The following is a 23999-nucleotide window of genomic DNA, read 5'->3' as shown; positions in this document are numbered from 1 at the left end:
TTTTCGGCGTTCGCGCGTTCGGCGTCGTCGAGGAGTTCGGTCGGGATCCCGGTACGGAGTCGCGTGGTGAGCATGACCGCCTCCATGTGGCGGTCCTCGGCGGTGAGCTGCTCCGACGACGCCGCGGGCAGCACACCCTCACCGAGGGTCTGCGCGTAGCGCGCCGGATGCTTCACGTTCCACCAGCGCACGCCATTCACGTGGGAGTGCGCGCCCGGGCCGATCCCCCACCAGTCCGAGCTGTTCCAGTAGGCGAGGTTGTGGCGACACGCGCCCGCGTCGTCGAGGGCCCAGTTCGACACCTCGTACCAACCGAACCCGTTGGCGCTCAACCGATCATCGAGGATCTTGTAGCGGTCGGCGAGCACGTCGTCGTCGGGGGCGGGCATCTCGCCGCGCCGGATCCGACGCGCCAGCGCGGTGCCGTCCTCGACGATCAGGGCATAGGCCGACACGTGGTCGACGCCCGCGGACAGCACGGCGTCGAGGGTGGCGTGCAGGTCGGCGTCGGTCTCCCCGGGGGTCCCGTAGATCAGGTCGAGGTTGACGTGGTCGAAGCCGGCCGCCCGAGCCTCGCGCGCCGCGGCGACCGCGCGCCCCGGGGTGTGCACCCGGTCGAGCACCTTGAGGACGTGCTGGGCGGCGGACTGCATGCCCAGCGAGATGCGCGTGAACCCGGCCGACCGCAACTGTTCGAAGAACGCCGGCGACGTCGACTCCGGGTTCGATTCGGTGGTGACCTCCGCGTCTGCGGCGAGGTCGAAGTTGGCGCGCACCGAGTCGAGCAGGCGGGTGAGCCCGTCTGCGCCGAGCAGCGACGGGGTGCCGCCGCCGACGAAGATCGTCGACACCTTCCGAGTCGGCGTCAGCAGCCGCGCCGCCGACTCCAGCTCCGCGGCCACCGCCTCCTGCCAGGACTCCGGAGACGACGTCGAGCCGAGCTCCCCTGCGGTGTAGGTGTTGAAGTCGCAGTAGCCGCAGCGTGTCGCACAGAACGGGACGTGCAGGTAGAGACCGAACGGCACGTCGGAGTCGACGTCTCGGCACGCCCCGTCGATGAGCTGCGTGGTGAGCTCGGGGGTGGGTGCTTCGATGTCGACCTTCACCGTTCCATCATGACGACCCCGACGTCAGCACCGAAATCGCCGCATCGACCGGGCCGGACGACACCACGGCCCGGGCCGGGAATAACCACATGCCGGGTGTGATTGATCGACTCGAGGTGAGACCTGCGGCCCCACCGGCCCAGGCGCGTTTCCATCATCGTGATGGAAAATAACCCCAAGTAGACGAGGCGATGATGGGCGTGGCAATATGGAGCCCGTGATTTTCCCAGGGGTGTGGCTCGCAGCGCGTCGCCACATTGATCTCAAGCGCGTCAACAGCGCTTTCTGTCGCATCTAGCGACGTCTCGGCCCTGACTGATCCCTGAATCCGGGGATGCCGGCACGTTTCAGCCCACTTTTCGTGCAATGAACGCCGGCCCTGTGCGCCGGCACAGGAGATTTCATGACGTCCACAACCGACGCCCCTGCTGCTGTCTCCAGCACGGGCTCACAGCCTGATGCCGTCAAGCCCGCTGCCGCGGCAGGCGAGGCCGGCACCGAGAAGCCCGCTCGTCCCGCACGCAAGGCCCGCCCGGCCAAGCGCCGCGCCGAAGGTCAGTGGAAGCTCGGCTACCGCGAGCCGCTGAACCCCAACGAGCAGGTCAAGAAGGACGACAACCCGCTCAACGTCCGCGCCCGCATCGAGAACATCTACTCCAAGCAGGGATTCGACTCGATCGACAAGCAGGACCTGCGCGGCCGGATGCGCTGGTGGGGCCTCTACACGCAGCGCGCCGAGGGTTACGACGGCACCTGGACCGGCGACGAGAACATCGACATCCTCGAAGACAAGCACTTCATGATGCGCGTGCGCTGCGACGCCGGAGCACTCAATGTCGCGCAGCTGCGCACTCTCGGCGAGCTTTCCACCGAGTTCGCCCGCGACACCGCCGACCTCTCCGACCGCGAGAACGTCCAGTACCACTGGATCCGGATCGAAGACGTCCCGACGATCTGGGACCGCCTCGAAGCCGTCGGTCTCAAGACCACCGAGGCCTGCGGCGACTGCCCCCGCGTCGTGCTGGGTTCGCCGCTCGCCGGCGAGTCCTTCGACGAGGTCCTCGACCCCACCCCGGCCATCGACGAGATCGTCCGCCGCTACATCGGCGACCCGAAGTACTCGAACCTGCCGCGCAAGTTCAAGACCGCGATCTCCGGCCAGCAGGACGTGGTCCACGAGATCAACGACGTCGCCTTCGTCGGCGTCGTCCACCCCGAACACGGCCCCGGCCTCGACCTCTGGGTCGGCGGCGGCCTGTCCACCAACCCGATGCTCGCCCAGCGCGTCGGCGCCTGGGTCCCACTCGACGAGGTGCCCGACGTGTGGGAGGCCGTGGTCTCGATCTTCCGCGACTACGGATACCGTCGCCTCCGCGCGAAGGCGCGCCTGAAGTTCCTCATCAAGGACTGGGGCATCGAGAAGTTCCGTCAGGTGCTCGAGGACGAGTACCTCGGCCGCAAGCTGATCGACGGCCCGGCGCCGGAGCAGCCCGAACGCCCGATCGACCACATCGGCGTGCAGAAGCTGCGCAACGGCCTCAACGCGATCGGCTTCTCCCCCATCGCCGGTCGCGTGTCGGGCACGATCCTCACCAAGACCGCCGAGGCCGTCGCCGCCGTCGGTTCCGACCGCGTGCGCTTCACCCCGTACCAGAAGCTGATCGTCCTCGACGTCCCCGACGACAAGGTCGAATGGCTCATCGACGAGCTCAAGCCACTAGGCCTGCACGGACGCCCGACGCAGTGGCGCCGGAATCTGCTGGCGTGCAGCGGTATCGAGTTCTGCAAGCTCTCGTTCACCGAGACCCGCAAGCGTTCACAGGTTCTCGCGCCGGAGCTCGACGAGCGTCTCGCCGACATCAATTCGAAGCTCGACGTGCCGATCACGGTGAACATCAACGGCTGCCCCAACTCCTGCGGACGGTCACAGATCGCCGACATCGGTTTCAAGGGACAGCTCGTCGAAGACGGCGAGGGCGGCCAGACCGACGGCTTCCAGGTCCACCTGGGCGGCAGCCTCGGCCTGGACTCCGGTTTCGGTCGCAAGCTGCGCCAGCACAAGGTGCTCGGCACCGAGCTCGGCGACTACATCGAACGCGTGGTCCGCAACTTCGTGGATCAGCGCGAAGAGGGTGAACGGTTCGCGCAGTGGGCCGTTCGCGCCGACGAGGAGGCACTCCGATGACGATCAGCACCACGGCGCCGGCCACCGGTCGCCGCCACAGCGAGGACGAACTCCGCGCGATCGCGGCGAAGGGCGCGGCCGACCTCGGTCCCGACGCCACCCCGGAGGAACTGATCCGCTGGACCGCGGAGACCTTCGGCACCAACTTCGTCGTCGCGTCGAACATGCAGGATGCGGCCCTCGTCGACCTCGCGGTGAAGAACATCGATCGCGAACACCTCGGCGGCGACCCGGTCAAGGTCCTGTTCCTCGACACCGGCTACCACTTCGCCGAGACCATCGGCACCCGTGACGCCGTCGAGCAGGTGTATGGCGTCGAGATGGTCAACCTCAACCCCGAGCACAGCGTCGCGCAGCAGGACGAACTGCTGGGCCGCAACCTCTTCGCGCGTGACCCCGGCGAATGCTGCCGGCTGCGCAAGGTCGTCCCGCTCAAGGCGGGACTGGCCGGTTACGACGCCTGGATCACCGGCATCCGCCGCGTGGAGGCGCCGACCCGCGCGAACGCTCCGCTCATCTCGTTCGACGAGGGCTTCGGGCTGGTCAAGATCAACCCGATCGCCCCGTGGTCCGACGAGCAGATGCAGGACTACATCGACTCCAACGGAGTGCTGGTCAACCCGTTGGTCGACGAGGGCTACCCCTCCATCGGTTGTGCTCCGTGCACCGCCAAACCCGAACCCGGATCCGATCCGCGCAGCGGCCGCTGGGCCGGTCGCGCCAAGACAGAATGTGGGCTCCACGCATGACCGTCACCGAACCCGTCCGCGACTTGACCGTCTCCGCCGACACCGACGACTTCACCACGCTCGACGCGCTGGAGTCCGAGGCCATCCACGTCTTCCGTGAGGTGGCAGGCGAATTCGAGCGCCCGGTCATCCTCTTCTCCGGCGGCAAGGACTCCACCGTCCTGCTGCATGTCGCACTGAAGGCCTTCTGGCCTGCGCCGCTGCCGTTCTCGCTGCTGCACGTCGACACCGGACACAACCTGCCCGAGGTCCTCGAGTTCCGCGACAACGTCGTCGAGCGTCACAACCTGCGTCTGCACGTCGCCAAGGTCGAGGACTACCTCGCCGACGGCCGGCTGACCGAGCGCCCCGACGGCGTCCGCAACCCGCTGCAGACCATCCCGCTGCTCGACGCGATCACCGAGAACCGCTTCGACGCGGTCTTCGGCGGTGGCCGCCGCGACGAGGAGCGCTCGCGCGCCAAGGAGCGGATCTTCTCGCTGCGCAACGCCTTCGGCCAGTGGGACCCGAAGCGTCAGCGCCCCGAGCTGTGGAACCTCTACAACGGCCGCCACGCACCGGGCGAGCACGTTCGCGTGTTCCCGCTGTCGAACTGGACCGAGCTCGACATCTGGCGCTACATCGCCCGCGAGCAGGTCCTGCTCCCCTCGATCTACTACGCACACGAACGTGACGTCTTCCTGCGAGACGGCATGTGGATGACCCCCGGCGTCTGGGGCGGACCCCGCGAAGGCGAAGAGCTGCAGCGCCTCTCGGTCCGCTACCGCACCGTCGGCGACGGCTCATCGACCGGCGCGGTGCTCTCCGAGGCCGCCGACAACGACGCCGTCCTGGCCGAGGTCGCCGCATCGCGACTGACCGAACGCGGCGCCACCCGTGGCGACGACCGGGTCTCCGAGGCCGCCATGGAAGACCGCAAGCGCGAAGGATATTTCTGATGAGGCACGCACCCGACCTTCTCCGCATCGCCACCGCCGGCAGTGTGGACGACGGCAAGTCGACGCTTGTCGGCCGTCTCCTGTACGACACGAAATCCGTTCTGGCCGACCAAATCGACGCCGTCACCAAGGCCTCGGTCGACCGCGGTCTCGAGGGCCCCGACCTGTCGCTGCTCGTCGACGGCCTGCGCGCCGAACGCGAGCAGGGCATCACCATCGACGTGGCGTACCGCTACTTCGCCACGCCTGCACGCTCTTTCGTTCTCGCCGACACCCCCGGCCACGTCCAGTACACGCGTAACACCGTGTCCGGCGCCTCCACCGCCCAGCTGGTGATCCTGCTCGTCGACGCCCGCAACGGCGTCGTCTCGCAGACCCGTCGCCACGCCGCGGTGATGGCTCTCCTCGGTGTGCCGCAGCTCGTGCTGGCGGTCAACAAGATCGACCTCGTCGACGATCAGGCCTCGGTGTTCGCCCAGATCTCCGCCGAGTTCGGCGAACTGACCCGTTCGCTGGGTTGGTCCGACGAACAGGTCACCGCCATCCCGGTGTCCGCGCTCCACGGCGACAATGTCGCGAACCGCTCGGAGAACACGCCGTTCTACGACGGCCCGACCCTCATCGAGCACCTCGAGACGGTGCCGAACCTGACCGAGCGTGCCCCGGTGGGCCTGCGTTTCCCGGTGCAGTACGTGATCCGTCCCCGCACCCCCGAGTACCCCGACTACCGCGGATACGCCGGTCAGGTCGCGGCCGGTCGGGTGTCGGTGGGTGACGAGGTCGTCGTCCTGCCGTCGGGGCAGCGGACCACCGTCAGCCAGATCGACACGGCCGACGGCCCGCTGGAGTCCGCCCACACCGGACGCAGCGTCACGATCCTGCTCGCCGACAACGTGGACATCTCGCGCGGTGACCTGATCGCCGCCGCGGTCGACGCACCGGAACCGGTGCAGCAGTTCACCGCGACCGTCTGCTGGCTCGCCGAGAAGCAACTGCGCCCCGGTGCGCGTCTGCTCCTCAAGCACGGCACCAAGACCACCCAGGCCATCGTCGGCGGGCTCGATGCCCTCTTCGACGAGCAGAACCTGGCGCTAGTGGAGGCCCCGGAGTCGGTGGAGCTCAACCAGATCGTGCGGATCTCGGTGCAGACCGCCGAACCCATCCCGGCCGACGACTACCAGGTGAACCGCGAGTCGGGCAGCTTCCTGCTGATCGACCCGCAGGGTGGCAACACCCTCGCCGCCGGTCTGGTGGGCGACGCACTCGCGCCGCTGCACCTCAAAGAGTTGGTGTGAGTCCTTCTCTCGTCCTCGTCGCACACGGCAGCCGCGATCCGCGCTTCGGCGCGACCGCGCGCCGTGTGCGCGACGCCGTCGCCGCCGCTCTGCCGGGCGTCGAGGTGGTCCTGTCCTATCTCGATCTCGACGAGCCGCTAGTCGGCGACGTCCTCGCCTCTGTCGCGAACGATCCAGGTGACGATCCCGTCGTGGTCCCGCTGCTGCTGTCGGCGGGGTATCACCACAAGGTCGACCTGCCGGCGATCATCGCCGAGCACCGGCCGTTCGCGCATCAGACCGACGTCATCGGCACCCGGTCGTTCACGACGGCCCTCGCCGATCGTCTGCTCGAAGCAGGCCTCGGCGCGCGCGACGGGGTGATCCTGTCGGCGGTCGGTTCCTCCGACGAGTCCGCCGACCGTCACGTCCGCCGCCGGGCCATCGAACTGTCGACGTACCTGAATCGACCGGTCGAGGTGGTCTTCGCCACCAAGCTCGGCCCGAACAACCGCGCGGTCGCCTCGGCGGTCCGTCGTCTCCGGGTCGCCGGCGCGCAGCGCATCGCGCTCAGCCCGTACTTCCTCTCGGCCGGTCTCCTGATCGAGCGGGTCGAGTCGGCGCTGGACGCGTTGGCCGACGAGACTCTCGTGGCCGGCCCACTCGGCGCACACCCCGACGTCGTCGAGGGAATCTGCGGTCTCTATCGCACGGCGGCTCAGCGTCGCACGGTGATCGCCGGGCGCTGAGACCCGTCAGATCCGGCGGCTCACATCGTGATGAGCCATGCGATCACGACGAGGATCAGCAATGCCAGCAGGGCGAGGGTCACCGGCGAGCGCATCAGTTTCACAGTCCGGTCCCATCGTCGTCGGCGAAGCGTCGGCGGTCGAACAGCGTTGCCGCCAGGTCGACCAAGAGATTGAGAACATAGGCGATCAGGATCGCGACAGGAATCACCACGGCGACGGTGACCAAGAGCTGCGGAACGAAGGACAGGCCGGTCAGCCACTCCTCCACACCGTCCCACCAGGCGAAGAACGCCGTCACCTCATCACCTCGTCCGTCCGATTCGGATCAACTGTCGACCCGGCCCCGTTCAGGCCGACTGGCATCGGACAGCGTCCGTCGCAATGATAGTTCCCATGTCTGTTGCAGATGACTCCACCGTAACGTCCCTGCCGACCGCGACTTCCCCGCAGGGCGAGGCGGCCGGCACCGACGCCGCACGAGTCAGCGCTCCGGGTCCGGCGCCGATGGCTCCGACCAATCCGGCGCACCGGAGTGCGTTTCCCCCCATCGGCGACTACGCGTTCCTGTCCGACACCGAGACCAACTGCCTGATCGCCCGTAACGGTTCGGTCGAGTGGATGTGCGTACCGCGACCCGATTCGCCGAGCGTCTTCGGGGCGGTGCTCGATCGGAGTGCCGGCCACTTCCGCCTCGCGCCGTACGGCGTGAACGTGCCCGTGGATCGCCGGTACCTGCCGGGCAGTCTGATGGTCGAGACGACCTGGCAGACCGAGACGGGCTGGATCATCGTGCGCGACGCGCTGGTGATGGGCCCGTGGCACGACAACGATCGGCGCTCCCGCACCCATCGCCGTACGCCCACCGACTGGGATGCCGAGCACATCCTGCTGCGCACGGTGCGCTGTGTTTCCGGCACCGTCGAACTGCACATGAGCTGTGAGCCGGCGTTCGACTACCACCGCGGGACCACCAAGTGGGAGTACTCCGGCCCCGCCTACGGTGAGGCAATCGCCACCGCCCGCGACACCGACGCCGACACGCCCACCCTCAAGCTCACCACCGACCTCCGCCTCGGTCTCGAAGGGCGGGAGGCACGTGCCCGCACACGACTCGTCGAGGGCGACAACCGGTTCGTCGCCCTGAGCTGGTCCCGGTTTCCTGCTCCGCAGAACTGGGACGAGGCGGCCCAGAAGATGTGGTCCACGGCCGAATCGTGGCGGCAGTGGATCAACATCGGCACCTTTCCCGACCACCCGTGGCGCTCTCATCTGCAGCGCTCCGCGCTGACCCTCAAGGGACTCACCTACTCCCCGACCGGCGCACTGCTGGCCGCCGCGACCACCTCGCTGCCGGAAACGCCTCAGGGCGAACGCAACTGGGACTACCGCTACGCATGGGTGCGCGACTCGACGTTCGCCCTGTGGGGCCTGTACACGCTGGGCCTCGACCGGGAGGCCGACGACTTCTTCTCCTTCATCGCCGATGTCTCCGGCATCACCAACGGCGAACGTCACCCGCTACAGGTGATGTACGGCGTGGGCGGCGAGCGGACGCTCGAGGAGGAGGAGCTCACGCACCTTTCGGGTTACGACGGCGCGCGCCCGGTCCGGATCGGCAATGGCGCGTACAACCAAGCGCAGCACGACATCTGGGGCACGATGCTGGACTCGGTGTACCTCAACATCAAGTCCCACGAGTCTGTCCCCGAGACACTGTGGCCGGTACTCAAGGCGCAGGTCGAGGAGGCGATCAAGCACTGGCGCGATCCTGATCGCGGCATCTGGGAGGTGCGTGGCGAACCGCAGCACTTCACCTCGTCGAAGGTGATGTGCTGGGTCGCCCTGGATCGCGGCTCCCGCCTTGCGACGATGCACGGCGAAGAGACCCACGCGCGGGAGTGGGCGGCGATCGCCGACGAGATCAAAGCCGACATCCTCGCCCACGGCGTCAACGAGCGAGGGGTCTTCACCCAGCGCTACGGCGACGACGCCCTCGACGCCTCACTGCTCCTCGTGCCGTTGCTGCGGTTCCTGCCGCCCGACGACCACCGTGTCCGCGCAACGGTTCTCGCGATCGCCGACGAACTCACCGACAACGGTCTCGTGCTGCGCTACAAGGTCGACGAGACCGACGACGGCCTCACCGGCGAGGAGGGCACCTTCACGATCTGTTCGTTCTGGCTCGTGTCGGCGCTGGTCGAGATCGGTGAGCTGGAGCGGGCCAAGGCTCTGTGCGAGCGGCTGCTGAACTACTCGAGTCCGCTCAAGCTCTACGCCGAGGAGATCGACGCGAAGACCGGCCAGCATCTTGGGAACTTCCCGCAGGCGTTCACCCACCTGGCGCTGATCAACGCCGTCATGCACGTCATCCGCGCCGAGGAGGCCGAGCACCAGCACACGTTCCAGCCGGCCAATCACTGACGCCCGGCAACTGAAATCCGCCCCCGATAAGGACCCTCCAGGCGGCGGCCGATGACACTATGTCGTCGGCGCCGCTGCAGAGGGCTCTTTCCGGGGGCGGATCGCAGGGGCGGTTTTCGGTGGCGGTTCTCGGCCGGGCCTCAGGCGTCGGTCAGCGCCGCGACCTTGGTCGCCCGCGCGTACACGGTCTCCCCGGCCTGGAGGTTGAGGGCGTTCTGGTCCCCGCGGGTGATCTGGGCGGCGAACTCGTCACCGGTCGTGGCGGCGACGAGTTCGACGCGGGTCTCGAAGCCGAGGTTCACCACGCGCAGCACGGTCGCCTTGATGACGCCGGTGTCGAGCGACGAGTCGGCAGCCGGGGAGGCCATCTCCGGGGTGCGTCCGATCCGGATGTCGTGCGGGCGAACGAGTTCGCCGTTCAGACGCACCGTCGAACCGAGGAACGACGCCACGAACTCGTTGGCCGGGCGGTCGTAGAGGTCGTCGGGCGTGCCGACCTGCTCGATGCGCCCCTTGTTGAGGATGGCGATCCGGTCGCTGACGTCGAGTGCCTCCTGCTGGTCGTGGGTGACCAGCACGGTGGTGACGTGCACCTCCTCGTGGAGACGACGCAGCCAGCGGCGCAGGTCATCTCGCACCTTCGCGTCCAGGGCGCCGAACGGCTCGTCGAGCAGCAGCACCTTGGGGTCGACGGCGAGGGCGCGGGCGAGCGCCATACGCTGCCGCTGACCACCCGACAGCTGCGCCGGGAAGCGGTGCTGGAAGACGGCCAGTCCGACCACCTCGAGGAGTTCGTCGACCTTGGCGTCGACCTCCTTCTTGGGCCGCTTGCGGATCTTGAGGCCGAAGGCGATGTTGTCGCGCACGGTGAGGTGTTTGAACGCGGCGTAGTGCTGGAACACGAAACCGATGTCGCGCTTCTGCGGCGACTTCTGCGAGACGTCGTTCTCGTTGATACGGACGATGCCGGAGTCCAGTGTGTCGAGGCCGGCGATCGCGCGCAGCAGCGTCGACTTGCCGGAGCCCGACGGCCCCAGCAACGAGGTGAGCTGACCGTCCGGGATGTCGATGGAGACGTCGTCGAGGGCGGCGAAGTCGCCATAGCGCTTGTTCGCGCCGATCACCTGAATGGACATGTCACACGCCTTCCTTGTGCTGGGCGTTGGGATGGACGATCTGCTTGGCGTCGACGGACTCGGGGCCGTGCGGCGGGGTCAGATCGAGTTCGACGTCGGTGGACGTGGACTCACTGGCGTCGACGAGTCGGGACTTGGCGCGGCGCTCGATCAGCGACATCAGCACGAGCACCAGGATGGCGACGAACATCAGCAGGGTTGCGGCCGCATAGGCACCGAATTCGTTGTAGTCGTCGGTGTAGCGGGAGTGGACCAGCAACGTCAGCGTCTGGGACACACCGGGATAGTTCGACGACACCATGGTCACCGCACCGTATTCGCCCAGCGCTCGCGCGACGGTCAACACGATGCCGTAGGTCAGGCCCCAGCGGATCGCCGGAAGGGTCACCCGCCAGAAGACCTGCCAGTTGTTGGCGCCCAGTGTCGCAGCGGCCTCTTCCTGTTCGGTTCCGATCTCCCGGAGCACCGGTTCGACCTCGCGGGCCACGAACGGGAGCGTGACGAACAGCGTGGCCAGCACCAATCCGGGGAAGCCGAAGATGATCCGGAAGCCGAGGCTCTCGATGCCGCCGAACCAGCCGCCGTAACCCCACAGCAGGATCAGGGCGACGCCGGCGACCACCGGCGACACCGCGAACGGCAGGTCGACGACCGACTGCAGCAATCCCTTGCCGGGGAAGCGGCCGCGAGCCAGGGCCAGCGCGGTGATCACGCCGAAGATCACGTTGAGCGGCACCACGATGGCGACGATCAGCAGGCTGAGTTGTAGCGCCGAGATGGCGGCCGGCGTGGTGATCCACTCCCAGAACTGGCCGAGGCCGTGTTCGAAGGAGCGGTAGAAGATCGTGCCGACCGGGACCACCAGGAGGATCAACAGGTAGACGAGCGCGACGGTGCGCAGCCCGTACTTCGTCAGAGGTGCAACCTTCATCGGTCTGCGTCCTCCCTCTTGGACTGTCGGCGGCCCGCGACGCGCAGGACGAGCAGCGTGACGAAGGCGATCAGCAGTAGCACCACCGAGATCGCGGCCGCGTTGACGGGTGCGTCGATCTCGATCTGCTGCTGGATGTACTGCGAGGCCACCTGGGTGTCGCCGGGGATGTTGCCGCCGATGAGCACCACGGAACCGAACTCGCCGATGGCGCGGGTGAACGCCAGGCCGGCACCGGTCAGGATCGCCGGGAGAAGGGCCGGCAGCACGATCTTGCGGAAGATCGTGGCGTTGTTCGCGCCCAGTACCGCTGCCGCTTCCTCGACGTCGACATCGAGTTCGATGAGAACCGGCTGTACCTGGCGCACCACGAACGGCAGGGTGACGAAGGTCAGTGCGATCACCAGTGCGGGCTTGGTGGCGTTGAGCTGGATGTCGATGGGACTGTTCGGCCCGTACAGCGACAACAGAACGAGGCTGGCGACGATCGTCGGCAACGCGAACGGCAGGTCGATGATGGCGTTCACGACACCCTTGCCGGGGAACTCGTCTCGGACCAGCACCCACGCGATCAGGGTGCCGAACACGACGTTGATCAACGCCGCGATCACGGACACGAGCACCGTGATCCAGATGGTGTCCACCGCGGCGGGCGCCGAGATCGCCTCCCAGAAGCCGCTCCAGCCGTCCTCGAAGGACTGCACCGTGATGGCGGCCAGCGGCAGCAGCACGATGACGCTGAGCCAGAGCCAGGCGACGCCGATGGTCATCGGGCTCACGCCGGCGAAGGTGCGCGAGCGTCCGAGGAACCCGCGGGGCGGCCGGGAGTCGGGAACGGGTGTCCCGGCGTCCGTGGCCGTCGAGTCGACCGGAGTCACTGCTTACCCCCTGAGTCGTAGATCTTGGTGATGGCGCCCTTCTTGCCGAACAGCGCCTCGTCGACGGCCTTCCAGCCGGTCAGGTCCTTGCCGTCGTTGTCCTCGGCGGTGCCCTCCCCGAGCACCTTGCCGACTTCGGCGATGGTCCACAGCTTCGCGATGTCTCCGGGGAACAGATCCCGGGTCGCCTCGATGACCGCGGGGTCGACCGGCCGGAATCCCTGCTCGGCCCAGATCAGCTGCGCCTCCGGGGTGAAGAGGAAGTCGACGAAGGAGCGTGCGCCGGCGATGTCGTCGGAGGTGTTGACGACCGCGACGGGGTTCTCGATCTTGAAGGTCTGTGGCGGGATCACATATTCGACCTGGCTGTTCGGGCCGGCGGTGGCGTTGTTCTTGTCGAGCATGATTGCTTCGTTCTCGTAGCTGATCAAGACGTCGCCCTGACCCTGCTCGAACGCCGTGGTGGCCTCGCGACCCGACTTGGGCACCACCTTGATGTGATCGCGGACCAGTTCGGCCACGTAGTCCAGGCCTGCCTGTGAATCCCGGCCGCCGTTGCTGACGGCGGCGTACGGCGCCAACAGATTCCACTTCGCCGAGCCGGAGCTGCCCGGGTTGGGGGTGACCACCTGTACGCCGGGCTTCAGCAGATCGTCCCAGTCGCGGATGCCCTTCGGGTTGCCCTTGCGGACCACCAGCGCGACGACCGACCCGAACGGGGTGCTGTTGTTGGGCGCCTGCTTCTTCCAGTCCTCATCGACCAGGCCGGCTTTCACCAGTCGGGTGATGTCGGGCTCGACCGAGAAGTTCACGACGTCGGCAGGAACACGACGGGCCACCTTGCGCGACTGGTCACCGGAGGCGCCGTACGACGCCGAGAAGCCGATGTCGTGGCCCTCAGGGGTATCGCGGAACGCCGGGATGATCTCGTCGAAGCCGATCTTGGGGACGGCGTAGGCGACCAGGTCGAGGTGCCGGTCGCCGCTGGAGATGTCCACTCCGCCGGGCTCGTCGGTCGATCCGCCACCACAGCCCGCGACGAACACCATCGCCAACGCCAGTAGGCTCACCAGCACTCGGGTGCCGCGCGGCGTGACAGGGCCAGCGCTCACTCTTCCTCCAAGACTCGGCGGGGCCGGTCTGATGAGGGCTGTGACCGGCGGAGACCGGACTACGCTAGCAACCTGCCGGGCCGTCGCCCGAGTTCAAATCAGTGAGATCGAAACTCTCCGCAGGCCATGGTCAGGGCGCCGTTCCTATTCCAGTCGCCACTCCTCGTAGGCACGCGGATCGTTGACCGGTTCGACGTGTGTCGTGATGTTCAGGTCCGGTACCGCAGCGTGCAGTTCGTCCTCGACGACCTCGGTGAGATCGTGGGCGCGCTGCACCGACCAGTCACCGGGAACGAGCATGTGAAGCTGCAGGAACCGTTCGTGACCGGCCTCGCGGGTGCGGATGTCGTGGAAGACGATGCCGTCGGCACGGTGTCGGTCGAGTACGCCGTCGATGGCGGAGCGCTGCTCGGCGGGGAGCGCGGAGTCCATCAGACCCGCACCCGAGCGCCACACCAGCCGGCTGCCGACGACCATGATGTTGATCGCGACCGCGATGGCGATCAGCGGGTCGAGCGGTAGCCAGCCGGTCAACGCGACCAGGAACACACCCACGAGGACGCCGACCGTGGTCGCCACGTCGGTCATCAGATGCTTGCCGTCGGCTTCGAGGGTCAGTGACCGGTGTTTGCGGCCGGCCCGGATGAGGATCAACCCCACCGCCGCATTGAGTACCGTGGCGCCCACCGAGATGCCGAGCCCGAGTCCGACCTCTTCGAGCTCGCGCGGGTTGATGAGCCGGTCGATCGCGGTCACGACGATGATCACCGCCGCCACGACGATCAGGACACCTTCGAACACCGCCGAGAAGTACTCGGCCTTGGTGTGCCCGAAGTTGTGTCCCCGGTCCGGTGGCTTCGCGGCGACCCGTAGTGCGACGAACGCGCCCACGGCGGCGACGACGTTGACGATCGATTCGAGCGCGTCGGACAGCAGGCCCACCGACCCGGTGATCCACCAGGCCAGCAGTTTGAGCCCGAACACGACCACCGCGGTCACGATGCTGAGCACCGCGAACCGCGCGAGGTTACGGCGTTGTCCGCTTGTCATGATCGGGGCCGGCTCAGGCCGCGAGCCCCCGACGACGCAGGAGCGGCTCGATCTGCGGCTTGCGGCCGATCAGGGCCTCGTGCGACACCAGCGGGTCGATGCTGTCACCGCGCGACAGCGTCGCCTCGGCGAAGCGTCGTCCGTTGTCGCGCTCGAGGCCGCCCGAGGCGAGGAACCATTGTTCGGTCTCGGCGTCGAGGACCTCCGACCAGATGTAGCTGTAGTAGCCGGCCGAGTAGCCGCCGCCGAAGATGTGGTTGAAGTAGGCGCTGCGGTAGCGCGGCGGGATCAGGTCGGTTTGCAGGCCGACCTCCGTGAGTGCCTTCGCCTCGAATGCCTCCACGTCGGTCACGGCCGCGGCCTCCTCGACCGTCAGCCGGTGCCAGGCGAGATCGAGAGACGACGCCGCGAGGTACTCGATGGTCCCGTGCGCGGTCTCGGCGCCCGCGGATTCCCGTGCGGCGGCGGCCAGTTCGGCCGGGATCGGCTCACCGGTCGCGTGGTGCAGCGCATAGTTGGCGAGCACCTCCGGGTGCAGCGCCCACATCTCGTTGACCTGCGACGGGAACTCGACGAAGTCGCGCGGCACGGACGTGCCCGACTGGGACGGGTACTCGACCGACGACAACAGACCGTGCAGCGCGTGCCCGAACTCGTGGAACAGGGTCGTCAGCTGATCGATGGTGAGCAGACATGGCTGTCCCTCGTCGGGTTTCGTCAGGTTCAGGACGTTGACGATGATCGGCTGGGTCTGCAGCACCGACGACTGGTCGACGATGTTGTTCATCCAGGCACCGCCGCGCTTCGACGGCCGCGCGTAGTAGTCGCCGAGGAACAGTCCTATGCCGGTGTCCGAGTCGTCCCGCACCTCCCACACCCGCACGTCGGGGTGATAGACGGGCAGCCCGGTGCGTTCGACGAAAGTCAGGCCGTACAGCTTGTTGGCCGCGTAGAAGACTCCGCGGGTCAGGACGGTGTCGAGCTCGCAGTAGTCGGCGAAACCGTCGAGCGGCACCGAGGACTTGGCCTGCTTCTCGCGTTCGAGCCAGAAGGTCAGGTCGGCGGGTCCGATCTCGACGTCGCCGGCGAACTCGGTGAGCCGGGTCAGTTCCCGACCCCCGGCACGCATCGCGGACTCGTTGAGTTCGCGCAGCAGGTCGTCTACCGCGGACGGGTCGGGTGCGGTCTGCTCGGCGATCACGAACTCGGCGTGGTCGCGGTACCCCAGCAGCTCGGCACGGCGAGCACGCAGCCGGACGATCTCGAGGACGAGTTCGCGGGTGTCGTGGTCGTTGCCGCGCGAGCAGCGGTTCACCGACGCGTCGAATACCCGTTGCCGCACGGCGGGATTCGTCAGCTCGGTCAGCACCGACTGGCTGGTCGGCAGTTCCAGGGTGATCAGGTAGCCGTTCTCGTGGCCGGCGTCGGCTGCCGCGCGTCGAGCGGCCGCGATCTGGCCGGCGGACAGACCGTCGAGGTCGGCCGCATCGTCGACGAGGACCGCCGAATCGTTGGTGTCGTCGAGGATCTTCTGCGAGAAGGTCGTCGTCAGATAGGCGAGCCGGGAGGCGATCTGGCGCATCTCCTCCTGCTCCGCCTCGGGCAGACCGGCACCGGCGCGCACGGACTCGCGGTACCGCTTGTCGAGAAGACGACGCTGCGGCTCGGTCAGGTCGAGTTCGTCGGCGCGGGAGGCGAGATCCGAGATCCGGCCGAACAGAACCGGATTCATCGCGATGGTGTTGCCGTGGTCGGTCAGCAGCGTCGAGAGTTCCTGGGAGATCTCGTTGCGCCTGGGGTTCGTGTCGGGGCCGACGAGGTTGAAGAAGACACCCGAGGCACGGGCCAGGTCACGACCCGAGAGTTCCAGTGCCTCGATGGTGTTGGCGAAGGTCGGTGCGGCGGGGTCGGCGGCGATGGCCTCGACCTCGGCGAGGTGCGACGCCATCGCCTCGCGGAAGGCGGGCAGGAAGTCGTCGTCGGAGATCGACGCGAAGTCCGGTAGATCGTAGGGCAGATCACTCTGTGCCAGTACCGGATTGGTTGCGCTGTCCTGCCCCGTCATCTACTTCCCCTTCGGTTTGTCACCTGCTGCATCGGTGGAGAGCGCTGCGACGAACGCCTCCTGCGGGACCTCGACACGGCCGATGGTCTTCATCCGCTTCTTGCCTTCCTTCTGCTTCTCGAGCAGCTTGCGCTTACGGCTGATGTCGCCGCCGTAGCACTTCGCGAGGACGTCCTTGCGGATCGCCCGGATGTTCTCGCGCGCAATGATCTTCGAGCCGATGGCCGCCTGGATCGGGACCTCGAACTGCTGGCGTGGGATGAGCTCGCGGAGCTTGAGCGCCATCTTGTTGCCGTAGGCGTAGGCGGCGTCGCGGTGGACGATCGCGCTGAACGCGTCGACGGCCTCGCCCTGCAACAGGATGTCGACCTTGACCAGGTCGGCTTCCTGCTCTCCCGCCTCCTCGTAGTCGAGCGAGGCATAGCCGCGGGTGCGCGACTTCAGCGAGTCGAAGAAGTCGAAGATGATCTCTGCCATCGGCAGGGTGTAGCGGAGTTCCACGCGGGTCTCCGACAAGTAGTCCATGCCGCCGAGCTCGCCGCGACGCGACTGGCAGAGCTCCATGATGGCGCCGATGAACTCGCTCGGCGCGATCACGGTGGTCTTGACGATCGGCTCGTAGATGTGGCGGGTCTTGCCCTCCGGCCAGTCCGACGGGTTGGTAACGATGTGTTCGGAGCCGTCCTCCATCACCACGCGGTACACCACGTTGGGTGCGGTCGAGATGAGATCCAGGTTGAACTCGCGCTCGAGACGCTCGCGGGTGATCTCCATGTGGAGCAGACCCAGGAAGCCGCAACGGAATCCGAAGCCCAGTGCCACCGAGGTCTCCGGCTCATAGGTGAGCGCGGCGTCGTTGAGTTGCAGCTTCTCCAGCGCCTCACGCAGGACCGGGTAATCCGATCCGTCCATCGGGTACAGACCCGAGTAGACCATCGGTCGCGGTTCGCGATAACCGGTGAGCGCTTCGCTCGCGCCGTTGCGGGCGCTGGTGACGGTGTCACCGACCTTCGATTGGCGGACGTCCTTCACACCGGTGATGAGGTAACCCACCTCGCCGACGCCGAGGCCCTGGGTGGCCTTCGGTTCCGGCGACACGATGCCCACCTCGAGCAGCTCGTGGGTCGCACCGGTCGACATCATCTGGATCTTCTCGCGCGGCACGATCTTGCCGTCGACGACACGGACGTAGGTGACCACGCCGCGGTAGGTGTCGTAGACCGAGTCGAAGATCATCGCGCGTGCCGGGGCGTCGGCGTTCCCGACGGGGGCGGGCACCTTGCGGATGACCTCGTCGAGCAGTTCGCCGACGCCGACGCCGGTCTTGCCGGACACCCGCAGGACGTCCTCCGGCTCACAACCGACGATGTGGGCGAGCTCGGCGGCATACCGTTCGGGGTCGGCCGCGGGCAGATCGATCTTGTTCAGGACCGGGATGATGGTGAGGTCGTTCTCCATCGCCAGGTACAGGTTGGCGAGCGTCTGGGCCTCGATGCCCTGGGCGGCGTCGACGAGGAGGACCGCGCCTTCACACGCCTCGAGCGCACGCGACACCTCGTAGGTGAAGTCGACGTGACCGGGGGTGTCGATGAGGTGCACGACGTACTCGTCACCGTCGAGCTGCCACGGCAGTCGCACGTTCTGCGCTTTGATGGTGATGCCGCGCTCGCGCTCGATGTCCATGCGATCGAGGTACTGCGCCCGCATCTGGCGCTCTTCCACGACACCGGTGAGCTGCAGCATCCGGTCGGCCAGCGTCGACTTTCCGTGGTCGATGTGGGCGATGATGCAGAAGTTCCGGATGCGCGCCGGGTCGGTGAAGGTCTGGTCGGCGAAGGTGGGAATTGGAACTACTCCTCGAGGATGGACACGTACGTTGACCACCATGTTCTCATGAGCGCCGGGAATGGTGCCCAAGCGGATGGCGGGGCGCTACCGTGACAGCCGTGACAGCCGAGTCCGCCGAGTCGGAAAAGCCAGCGACCACCATCACCACCGTCGAGACCGAGGACGTCGCCGCCGACGTGCACCGGCCGGACGGCACACCCCGCGCCACGATCGTCCTGGCCCACGGCGCGGGCGGCAACCGCGACGCGGTCATCCTGCGCGCGCTCGCCGACGAACTGAGTTCACGCGGTTACGTCGTCGCCCGAATCGACCTCCCCTATCGCCGCCGCCGTCCCAAGGGACCGCCGAGTCCGTCGACGTCGCCGGCCGATCGCGACGGCATCCGCGCCGCCTGCGCGATGTTCCGCGGCGAGTCCGACGGCCCGCTGTTCGTCGGCGGCCACTCCTACGGCGGGCGTCAGGCGTCGATGGCGGTCGCCGAGGACGGCACCGACCTCGCCGACGGCCTCCTGCTCAGCTCCTATCCCCTGCACCCGCCCGGAAAGCCAGACCGGCTGCGCACCGAACACCTGCCGTCGATCACCGTGCCGACCCTCGTCGTCCACGGCAGCACCGACCCGTTCGGCACCACCGAGGAGATGGCCGCGGCCATCGGCCTGATCGACGCGCCGACGCGGATCGTCGAACTCGAGAAGGTCGGTCACGACCTCAACCCGAAGAAGAAGCCGACCGCGCAGCTGACCGCCGACGCCGTCGACGAGTTCCTGATGAAAGGATCTCGGGCGTGACGAACCGCAGCCTCCGATCCCGCCTCCGCGCCACCGCCGAGGTCGCCCGCACGATCAGCTACAACCCCGAACTCGACGGCGACGCCGATCCCGGCGAGATCGTGTGGACCTGGGTCGCCTACGAGGACGACCCCAGCCAGGGCAAGGACCGCCCGGTGCTCGTCGTTGGCCGCGACGCCAACGCAGAGACCGCCGACGACGTCCTCGGACTCATGTTGTCCAGCAAGGACTATCACCAGGACGACGACTGGTTCGCCGTCGGCACCGGGAGCTGGGACTCACAGAACCGGCCGAGCTTCGTCCGCCTCGACCGCGTCCTCGTCGTCGACGCCGACGGCATCCGACGCGAGGGCGCCATCCTCGACCGTCGCCGCTTCGACGCGGTCGCCGACGAACTCAGGTCACGCTTCGGCTGGCGCTAAGAGTCCTACGCCAACCGGGTGATCTCCACGATGACATCGAGATCCGTTGCGCCGCCGCCCCTGCCGCCTGAGGTGCGAGGAGCTAAAGCGACCCACCCCTGCCGCCTGAGGTGCGAGGAGCTAAAGCGACCCACCCCTGCCGCCTGAGGTGCGAGGAGCGCTAGCGACGAGCCACGAAGGCCTGGCGACACCCCTACGCCAACCGGGTGATCTCCACGATGACATCGAGATCCGTTGCGCCGCCCCCCTCGCTGCCTGAGGCGCGAGGAGCGCAAGCGACGAGCCACGAAGGCCTGGTGACACCCCTACGCCAACCGGGTGATCCCACGATCACATCGAGATCCGTTGCGCCGCCCCCCCTCGCTGCCTGAGGCGCGAGGAGCGAAGCGACGAGCCACGAAGGCCTGGTGACACCCCTACGCCAACCGGGTGATCTCCACGATCACGTCGAGATCCGTTGCGCCGCCACCCCCTCGCTGCCTGAGGTGCGAGGAGCGCAAGCGACGAGCCTCGAAGGCCTGGTGACGCCCCTACGCCAACCGGGTGATCTCCACGATGACGTCGAGATCCGTTGCGCCGCCACCCCCTCGCTGCCTGAGGTGCGAGGAGCGCAAGCGACGAGCCTCGAAGGCCTGGTGACGCCCCTACGCCAACCGGGTGATCTCCACGATGACGTCGAGATCCGTTGCGCCGCCGCCGGTGTAGACCCCTTTGAGCGGCGACACGTCCGCGTAGTCGCGGCCGACGCCGACCGACACGTGCTGTTCGGTGATCGGGGTGTCGTTGGTCGGGTCGTAGCCCCACCAGCCACCGGTCCAGGCCTCGATCCATGCGTGGCTCTGACCCTGGACCGTCTTGTCGATCGCCGCATTCGGCTTCGGGTGCAGGTATCCCGACACGTAGCGGGCCGGAATACCCAAGCCGCGCAACATCACCAGGGTGAGGTGCGCGTAGTCCTGACAGACGCCCTTGCGTTCGTTCCAGGCGTCGACGGCGGTGGTGTGCACGCCGGTGGTGCCGGGCATGTACTCCATCTCCTGGTGGACGTATCGCGCCAGCGCCTCGACCGTCTCCTCCGGTGTGAGCCCCTTGGCGACCTTCTTCGCCGCCGCGATCAGCTGACGATTCTTCGGCACGTAGGTGGTGTTGGAGAGCATCTCGTCGTAGCGGTCCATGATGGCCTCGCTGCGGATGTCCTCCCACGACGCCTGGTCCTCCTCGGACGGGCGCTGTCCGGCATCGGTCTCCACGACCGACATACCCGACACCTCGAGTTCCTCGTGCGGCGCATGGAGATCGAAGGCGGTGACCGCGGTACCCCAGTAGTCGGTGTACCGATACGACCTGGTGGCCGGCACGGTCTCGACACGGTTGACGATCACGTTCTGCCGGGCGTCGCTGCGGGGCGTGATCCGGGCCTCGTTGTACGACGAGGTGACGGGACTGTGGTAGGCGAAACCGGTGGAATGGACGACGCGCAGACGCCAGCTCACAGTTCACTCTCCTCGATCACTTGGTTGTCGCTGACGCGCGTGTCGGCCCACGAAACGTACGGCGACACATGGAAGTACTGCTTGGTGACCGCCTCGTTGACGGCACGGCAGGTGTCCTGCAAATCGACGAGACGTTCCTGCAGCCCGTCGAGCAGCTCGCCGGGTTCGAGGAACTCCAGCGAACTCCGCGCCCGACCGAGCAGCAGCTGGGCCTCGGCCTGGGCACCGACACGGCTGGGGCCCTTCTCCAGCTGTCCGAGGTTGCGCTCGGCGACGCTGAGCGCGTGGAAGATCGACCGCGGGAACAGGCGGTCGAGCAACATGAACTCGACGATGTTCTCCGCGTCGAGGACGCCGCGGTAGGTGCGCAGGAAGGTGTCGTGGCCGCCGGCGGAGACCAGTACGTTGACCCATGCGGGCGACGAGGTGCGATCCCCCGCTCGCGACAACAGCATTCGGATCGTCATGTCGACCCGTTCCACGGAACGGCCGAGCAGCAGGTAGCGGTAGCCGTCGTCGTGGCTGAGGGTGGCGTCGGCGAGGCCGGCGAACATGGCCGCCCGGTTCTTCACGTACGAGAGGAACTCGTGCGGACCGAGTCGGCGCGCACGGCGTTCGGCGGCGTCGAGTCCGTTGTAGGTGGTGTTGAGACACTCCCACAGCTCACTCGACGTGACTTCCCGTGCGCCGCGGGCATTCTCGCGCGCCGCGCGGATGAGGTCGACGACCGACCCGACCGCGTCGGCGTCGTAGGCCACCCGTTCCGTCAGCGACCAGACGTCGAGTTCCTCGTCGGTCTCCGGCGCCTCGAGCCCGAGCACCTGGATGATCAGGCGAGCTTGCTGGTCGACGTCGACGGTGGTGTCCTCGAGCAGCTGGTGGATCGCGACGTCGAGGATGCGCGCCATGTCGTCGGCGCGTTCCACGTACCTGCCGATCCAGTACAAGGATTCGGCGTTGCGCGCCAACATCATCGGAGATCACCACCCTGCTGTTGAGTCATGCCGCCGAGACTCTGGGACTGTTTGCCCGGTGACTGCGACTGGGCTGACACGCCCTGTTGCTGCTGCTGGGTCTGGGTGTGCACCGGGTCGGGGGCGTTGTCGGCGGGCCGGGCCGCGGCGACACCACTGGTGGTGACCACCTTCGCGCCGGAGAGTTCGCGTTCGGCCTCCGACGTCCGGCTGGCGAGCACCCAGGTGTCCTTGGAGCCGCCGCCCTGGCTGGAGTTCACCACCAGCGACCCTTCCGGCAGGGCGACGCGAGTGAGTCCGCCGGGTAGGACCCAGACCGACTCGCCGTCGTTGACGGCGAACGGACGCAGGTCGACGTGACGGGGGCGGATCTCGTTGCCGATCTTCGTCGGCACCGTCGACAGCTGGACGACGGGCTGTGCGATCCAGCCGCGCGGGTCGTTGCGCACCTTGCGGGCCAGGGTGTCCAGCTCCGCCTTGGTGGCCTCGGGCCCGAAGACGATGCCGTAACCGCCCGATCCCTCAACGGGTTTCACGACGAGTTCGTCGATGCGGTCGAGCACCTCTTCGCATTCCTCCGGGAGCCAGCAGCGCAGGGTGTCGACGTTCTGCAGGCTCGGCTTCTCACCGAGGTAGTACTCGATGATCTCCGGGACGTAGGTGTAGATCAGCTTGTCGTCGCCGACACCGTTGCCGACCGCGCTCGAGATGACCACGTTGCCGGCCCGGGCCGCGTTGAGAAGTCCGGCGACACCCAGCATCGAATCGGGACGGAACTGCATGGGGTCGAGGAAGTCGTCGTCGATGCGGCGGTAGATGACGTCGACGCGCTGTTCGCCCTCGGTGGTGCGCATGTAGACGACGTTGTCGCGGCAGAACAGATCTCGACCCTCGACGAGCTCGACGCCCATCAGGCGTGCGAGCAGCGAGTGTTCGAAGTACGCGGAGTTCGCCACACCCGGGGTGAGCACGACGATGTTCGGGTCGGCCTCGTTGAACGCCGCCGACGCCCGCAGCGCTCGCAGCAGGTGGCTCGGATAGTCGGCGACCGCGCGGACGCGGTGTTTGGAGAAGAGGTCGGGGAACACGCGCGCCATGGCACGGCGGTTCTCGAGCACGTACGAGACACCCGACGGCGACCGCAGGTTGTCCTCGAGGACCCGGAAGTCGCCGTTCTCGTCGCGGATCAGGTCGATGCCGGCGACGTGGATGCGAACACCGTTGGGCGGACGGATGTTTGCAGCCTGCCGATGGAAGTGCTCACAGGAGTGGACGAGCCGTTTCGGCAGCACGCCGTCGCGCAGGATCTCCTGCTCGCCGTAGATGTCGTCGAGGAACAGCTCGAGCGCCTGCACTCGCTGGGTGATACCCGCTTCGAGCTTGCTCCACTCACCGGCCGAGATCACGCGCGGCACAATGTCCAACGGGAAGGGGCGTTCCTGGCCGGACAGCGAGAAGGTCACACCCTGATCGAGGTAGGCGCGACCCAGTGCTTCGACGCGGGCCTCGACCAGGTCGGACGAGTCCTCGTCGGCCATCGCCTTGTAGATGCCGCGGTACGGGGTGCGCACATCCCCCGCGGCATCGAACATCTCGTCATATGCCTTGCCGTACGGGCCTTTTGAGTAGCCGCCGAAGTTGCCGGTGAAGTTCTGCTCACCGCTCGACTTGCCGGATCTGCCTCCCGACCCCGAACTCTTCGACGATCCGGAACGGCCCGAAGCCGCCTTCCCGGACGAGCTCGACGTCGTTGTCTTCGCGGATGCGGACTTACGCGCCGCCTTCTTGGCGGGCGCACTTGTCGATGCGGGGGTCATAATTTGCCATGGTGCCGCATAACCGCGAAATCGGCACGGCGGTTGGCAGACCGTGTCGTG

20 protein-coding genes are annotated in these 23999 nt (G+C 67.3%); 8 read left to right on the top strand and 12 right to left on the bottom strand.

Annotation, left to right across the window (positions count from 1 at the left end):
* Positions 1–1106 (bottom strand): radical SAM family heme chaperone HemW (hemW, locus tag LQD00_RS13530; protein ID WP_232717712.1); only part of this gene is annotated, 1106 nt, incomplete at its 3' end.
* A 403-nt stretch (positions 1107–1509) separates the two neighbouring features.
* Here hemW and LQD00_RS13525 point away from each other — a divergent pair.
* Genes LQD00_RS13525 through LQD00_RS13505 form a run of 5 tightly spaced genes read left to right on the top strand, consistent with a single transcriptional unit; the run spans position 1510 to position 7001 of the window.
* Positions 1510–3291, top strand: a complete 1782-nt coding sequence (locus tag LQD00_RS13525; RefSeq protein ID WP_232717711.1) for a nitrite/sulfite reductase — start codon at positions 1510–1512, stop codon at positions 3289–3291.
* The gene (locus LQD00_RS13520; protein ID WP_232717710.1) at positions 3288–4040 is read left to right on the top strand and encodes a phosphoadenylyl-sulfate reductase; all 753 of its coding nucleotides are present in this window, start codon (positions 3288–3290) and stop codon (positions 4038–4040) included. The genes LQD00_RS13525 and LQD00_RS13520 overlap by 4 nt, the downstream gene beginning before the upstream one ends.
* Positions 4022–4978: a sulfate adenylyltransferase subunit CysD gene (gene cysD / locus LQD00_RS13515; protein ID WP_232717709.1), complete on the top strand. Its 957-nt coding sequence runs from the start codon at positions 4022–4024 to the stop codon at positions 4976–4978. Before LQD00_RS13520 ends, cysD begins: the two co-directional genes overlap by 19 nt.
* On the top strand, positions 4978–6273 hold the full coding sequence (locus tag LQD00_RS13510) for a sulfate adenylyltransferase subunit 1 (RefSeq protein ID WP_232717708.1): 1296 nt from the start codon (positions 4978–4980) through the stop codon (positions 6271–6273). The genes cysD and LQD00_RS13510 overlap by 1 nt, the downstream gene beginning before the upstream one ends.
* The gene (locus tag LQD00_RS13505) at positions 6270–7001 is read left to right on the top strand and encodes a sirohydrochlorin chelatase (protein WP_232717707.1); all 732 of its coding nucleotides are present in this window, start codon (positions 6270–6272) and stop codon (positions 6999–7001) included. The genes LQD00_RS13510 and LQD00_RS13505 overlap by 4 nt, the downstream gene beginning before the upstream one ends.
* Positions 7002–7101: 100 nt before the next feature.
* Here the strand turns inward: LQD00_RS13505 and LQD00_RS13500 are convergent, their stop codons facing one another.
* The gene (locus LQD00_RS13500; RefSeq protein WP_006865766.1) at positions 7102–7302 is read right to left on the bottom strand and encodes a hypothetical protein; all 201 of its coding nucleotides are present in this window, start codon (positions 7300–7302) and stop codon (positions 7102–7104) included.
* A 95-nt stretch (positions 7303–7397) separates the two neighbouring features.
* On the opposite strand from LQD00_RS13500, the gene LQD00_RS13495 reads away from it, so the two are divergent.
* Entirely contained in the window at positions 7398–9425 is a 2028-nt protein-coding gene (locus LQD00_RS13495; RefSeq protein WP_006865765.1) for a glycoside hydrolase family 15 protein, read from the top strand.
* 140 nt (positions 9426–9565) lie between these two features.
* On the opposite strand, the gene LQD00_RS13490 is transcribed toward LQD00_RS13495, so the two are convergent.
* The 7 genes from LQD00_RS13490 to lepA all read right to left on the bottom strand — a co-directional run bounded on the left by LQD00_RS13490 (position 9566) and on the right by lepA (position 18484).
* On the bottom strand, positions 9566–10561 hold the full coding sequence (locus LQD00_RS13490; protein ID WP_232717706.1) for a sulfate/molybdate ABC transporter ATP-binding protein: 996 nt from the start codon (positions 10559–10561) through the stop codon (positions 9566–9568).
* Between the two features lies 1 nt (position 10562).
* Positions 10563–11492, bottom strand: coding sequence for a sulfate ABC transporter permease subunit CysW (gene cysW, locus LQD00_RS13485; protein WP_232717705.1), 930 nt, complete (start codon positions 11490–11492; stop codon positions 10563–10565).
* The gene (gene cysT, locus LQD00_RS13480; RefSeq protein ID WP_232717704.1) at positions 11489–12370 is read right to left on the bottom strand and encodes a sulfate ABC transporter permease subunit CysT; all 882 of its coding nucleotides are present in this window, start codon (positions 12368–12370) and stop codon (positions 11489–11491) included. Before cysT ends, cysW begins: the two co-directional genes overlap by 4 nt.
* Positions 12367–13482 (bottom strand): sulfate ABC transporter substrate-binding protein, encoded by a 1116-nt coding sequence (locus LQD00_RS13475; protein WP_232717703.1) that lies wholly within the window; start codon positions 13480–13482, stop codon positions 12367–12369. Before LQD00_RS13475 ends, cysT begins: the two co-directional genes overlap by 4 nt.
* 144 nt (positions 13483–13626) lie before the next feature.
* Entirely contained in the window at positions 13627–14532 is a 906-nt protein-coding gene (locus tag LQD00_RS13470; protein ID WP_232717702.1) for a cation diffusion facilitator family transporter, read from the bottom strand.
* Between the two features lie 13 nt (positions 14533–14545).
* Positions 14546–16597, bottom strand: a complete 2052-nt coding sequence (locus tag LQD00_RS13465) for a M3 family metallopeptidase (protein ID WP_232717701.1) — start codon at positions 16595–16597, stop codon at positions 14546–14548.
* Positions 16598–18484, bottom strand: a complete 1887-nt coding sequence (gene lepA / locus LQD00_RS13460; RefSeq protein ID WP_232717700.1) for a translation elongation factor 4 — start codon at positions 18482–18484, stop codon at positions 16598–16600. It abuts the gene before it with no gap.
* Positions 18485–18534: 50 nt separating this feature from the next.
* Here lepA and LQD00_RS13455 point away from each other — a divergent pair, with 50 nt between their 5' ends.
* Both LQD00_RS13455 and LQD00_RS13450 read left to right on the top strand, forming a co-directional pair.
* Positions 18535–19233 carry an alpha/beta hydrolase family protein gene (locus LQD00_RS13455; RefSeq protein WP_232717699.1) on the top strand — a complete coding sequence of 233 codons (699 nt, stop codon included), beginning with the start codon at positions 18535–18537 and terminating at the stop codon, positions 19231–19233.
* Positions 19230–19655 (top strand): type II toxin-antitoxin system PemK/MazF family toxin, encoded by a 426-nt coding sequence (locus LQD00_RS13450; protein ID WP_232717698.1) that lies wholly within the window; start codon positions 19230–19232, stop codon positions 19653–19655. Before LQD00_RS13455 ends, LQD00_RS13450 begins: the two co-directional genes overlap by 4 nt.
* Positions 19656–20299: 644 nt before the next feature.
* Here LQD00_RS13450 and LQD00_RS13445 read toward each other — a convergent pair.
* From LQD00_RS13445 to LQD00_RS13435, 3 genes are read right to left on the bottom strand one after another with little or no spacing between them, the layout of a single operon-like run.
* Positions 20300–21148 (bottom strand): transglutaminase family protein, encoded by an 849-nt coding sequence (locus tag LQD00_RS13445; protein ID WP_232717697.1) that lies wholly within the window; start codon positions 21146–21148, stop codon positions 20300–20302.
* Positions 21145–22122: an alpha-E domain-containing protein gene (locus tag LQD00_RS13440; protein WP_232717696.1), complete on the bottom strand. Its 978-nt coding sequence runs from the start codon at positions 22120–22122 to the stop codon at positions 21145–21147. The genes LQD00_RS13445 and LQD00_RS13440 overlap by 4 nt, the downstream gene beginning before the upstream one ends.
* Positions 22119–23939, bottom strand: coding sequence for a circularly permuted type 2 ATP-grasp protein (locus LQD00_RS13435; RefSeq protein ID WP_232717695.1), 1821 nt, complete (start codon positions 23937–23939; stop codon positions 22119–22121). Before LQD00_RS13435 ends, LQD00_RS13440 begins: the two co-directional genes overlap by 4 nt.
* Positions 23940–23999 lie beyond the last annotated feature (60 nt).

Source organism: Gordonia metallireducens, from assembly GCF_021245825.1.
GTDB lineage: Bacteria > Actinomycetota > Actinomycetes > Mycobacteriales > Mycobacteriaceae > Gordonia > Gordonia namibiensis.
The sequence above is the reverse complement of the archived record's forward strand: the minus strand, read 5'-3'. Positions and strand labels throughout refer to the sequence as shown.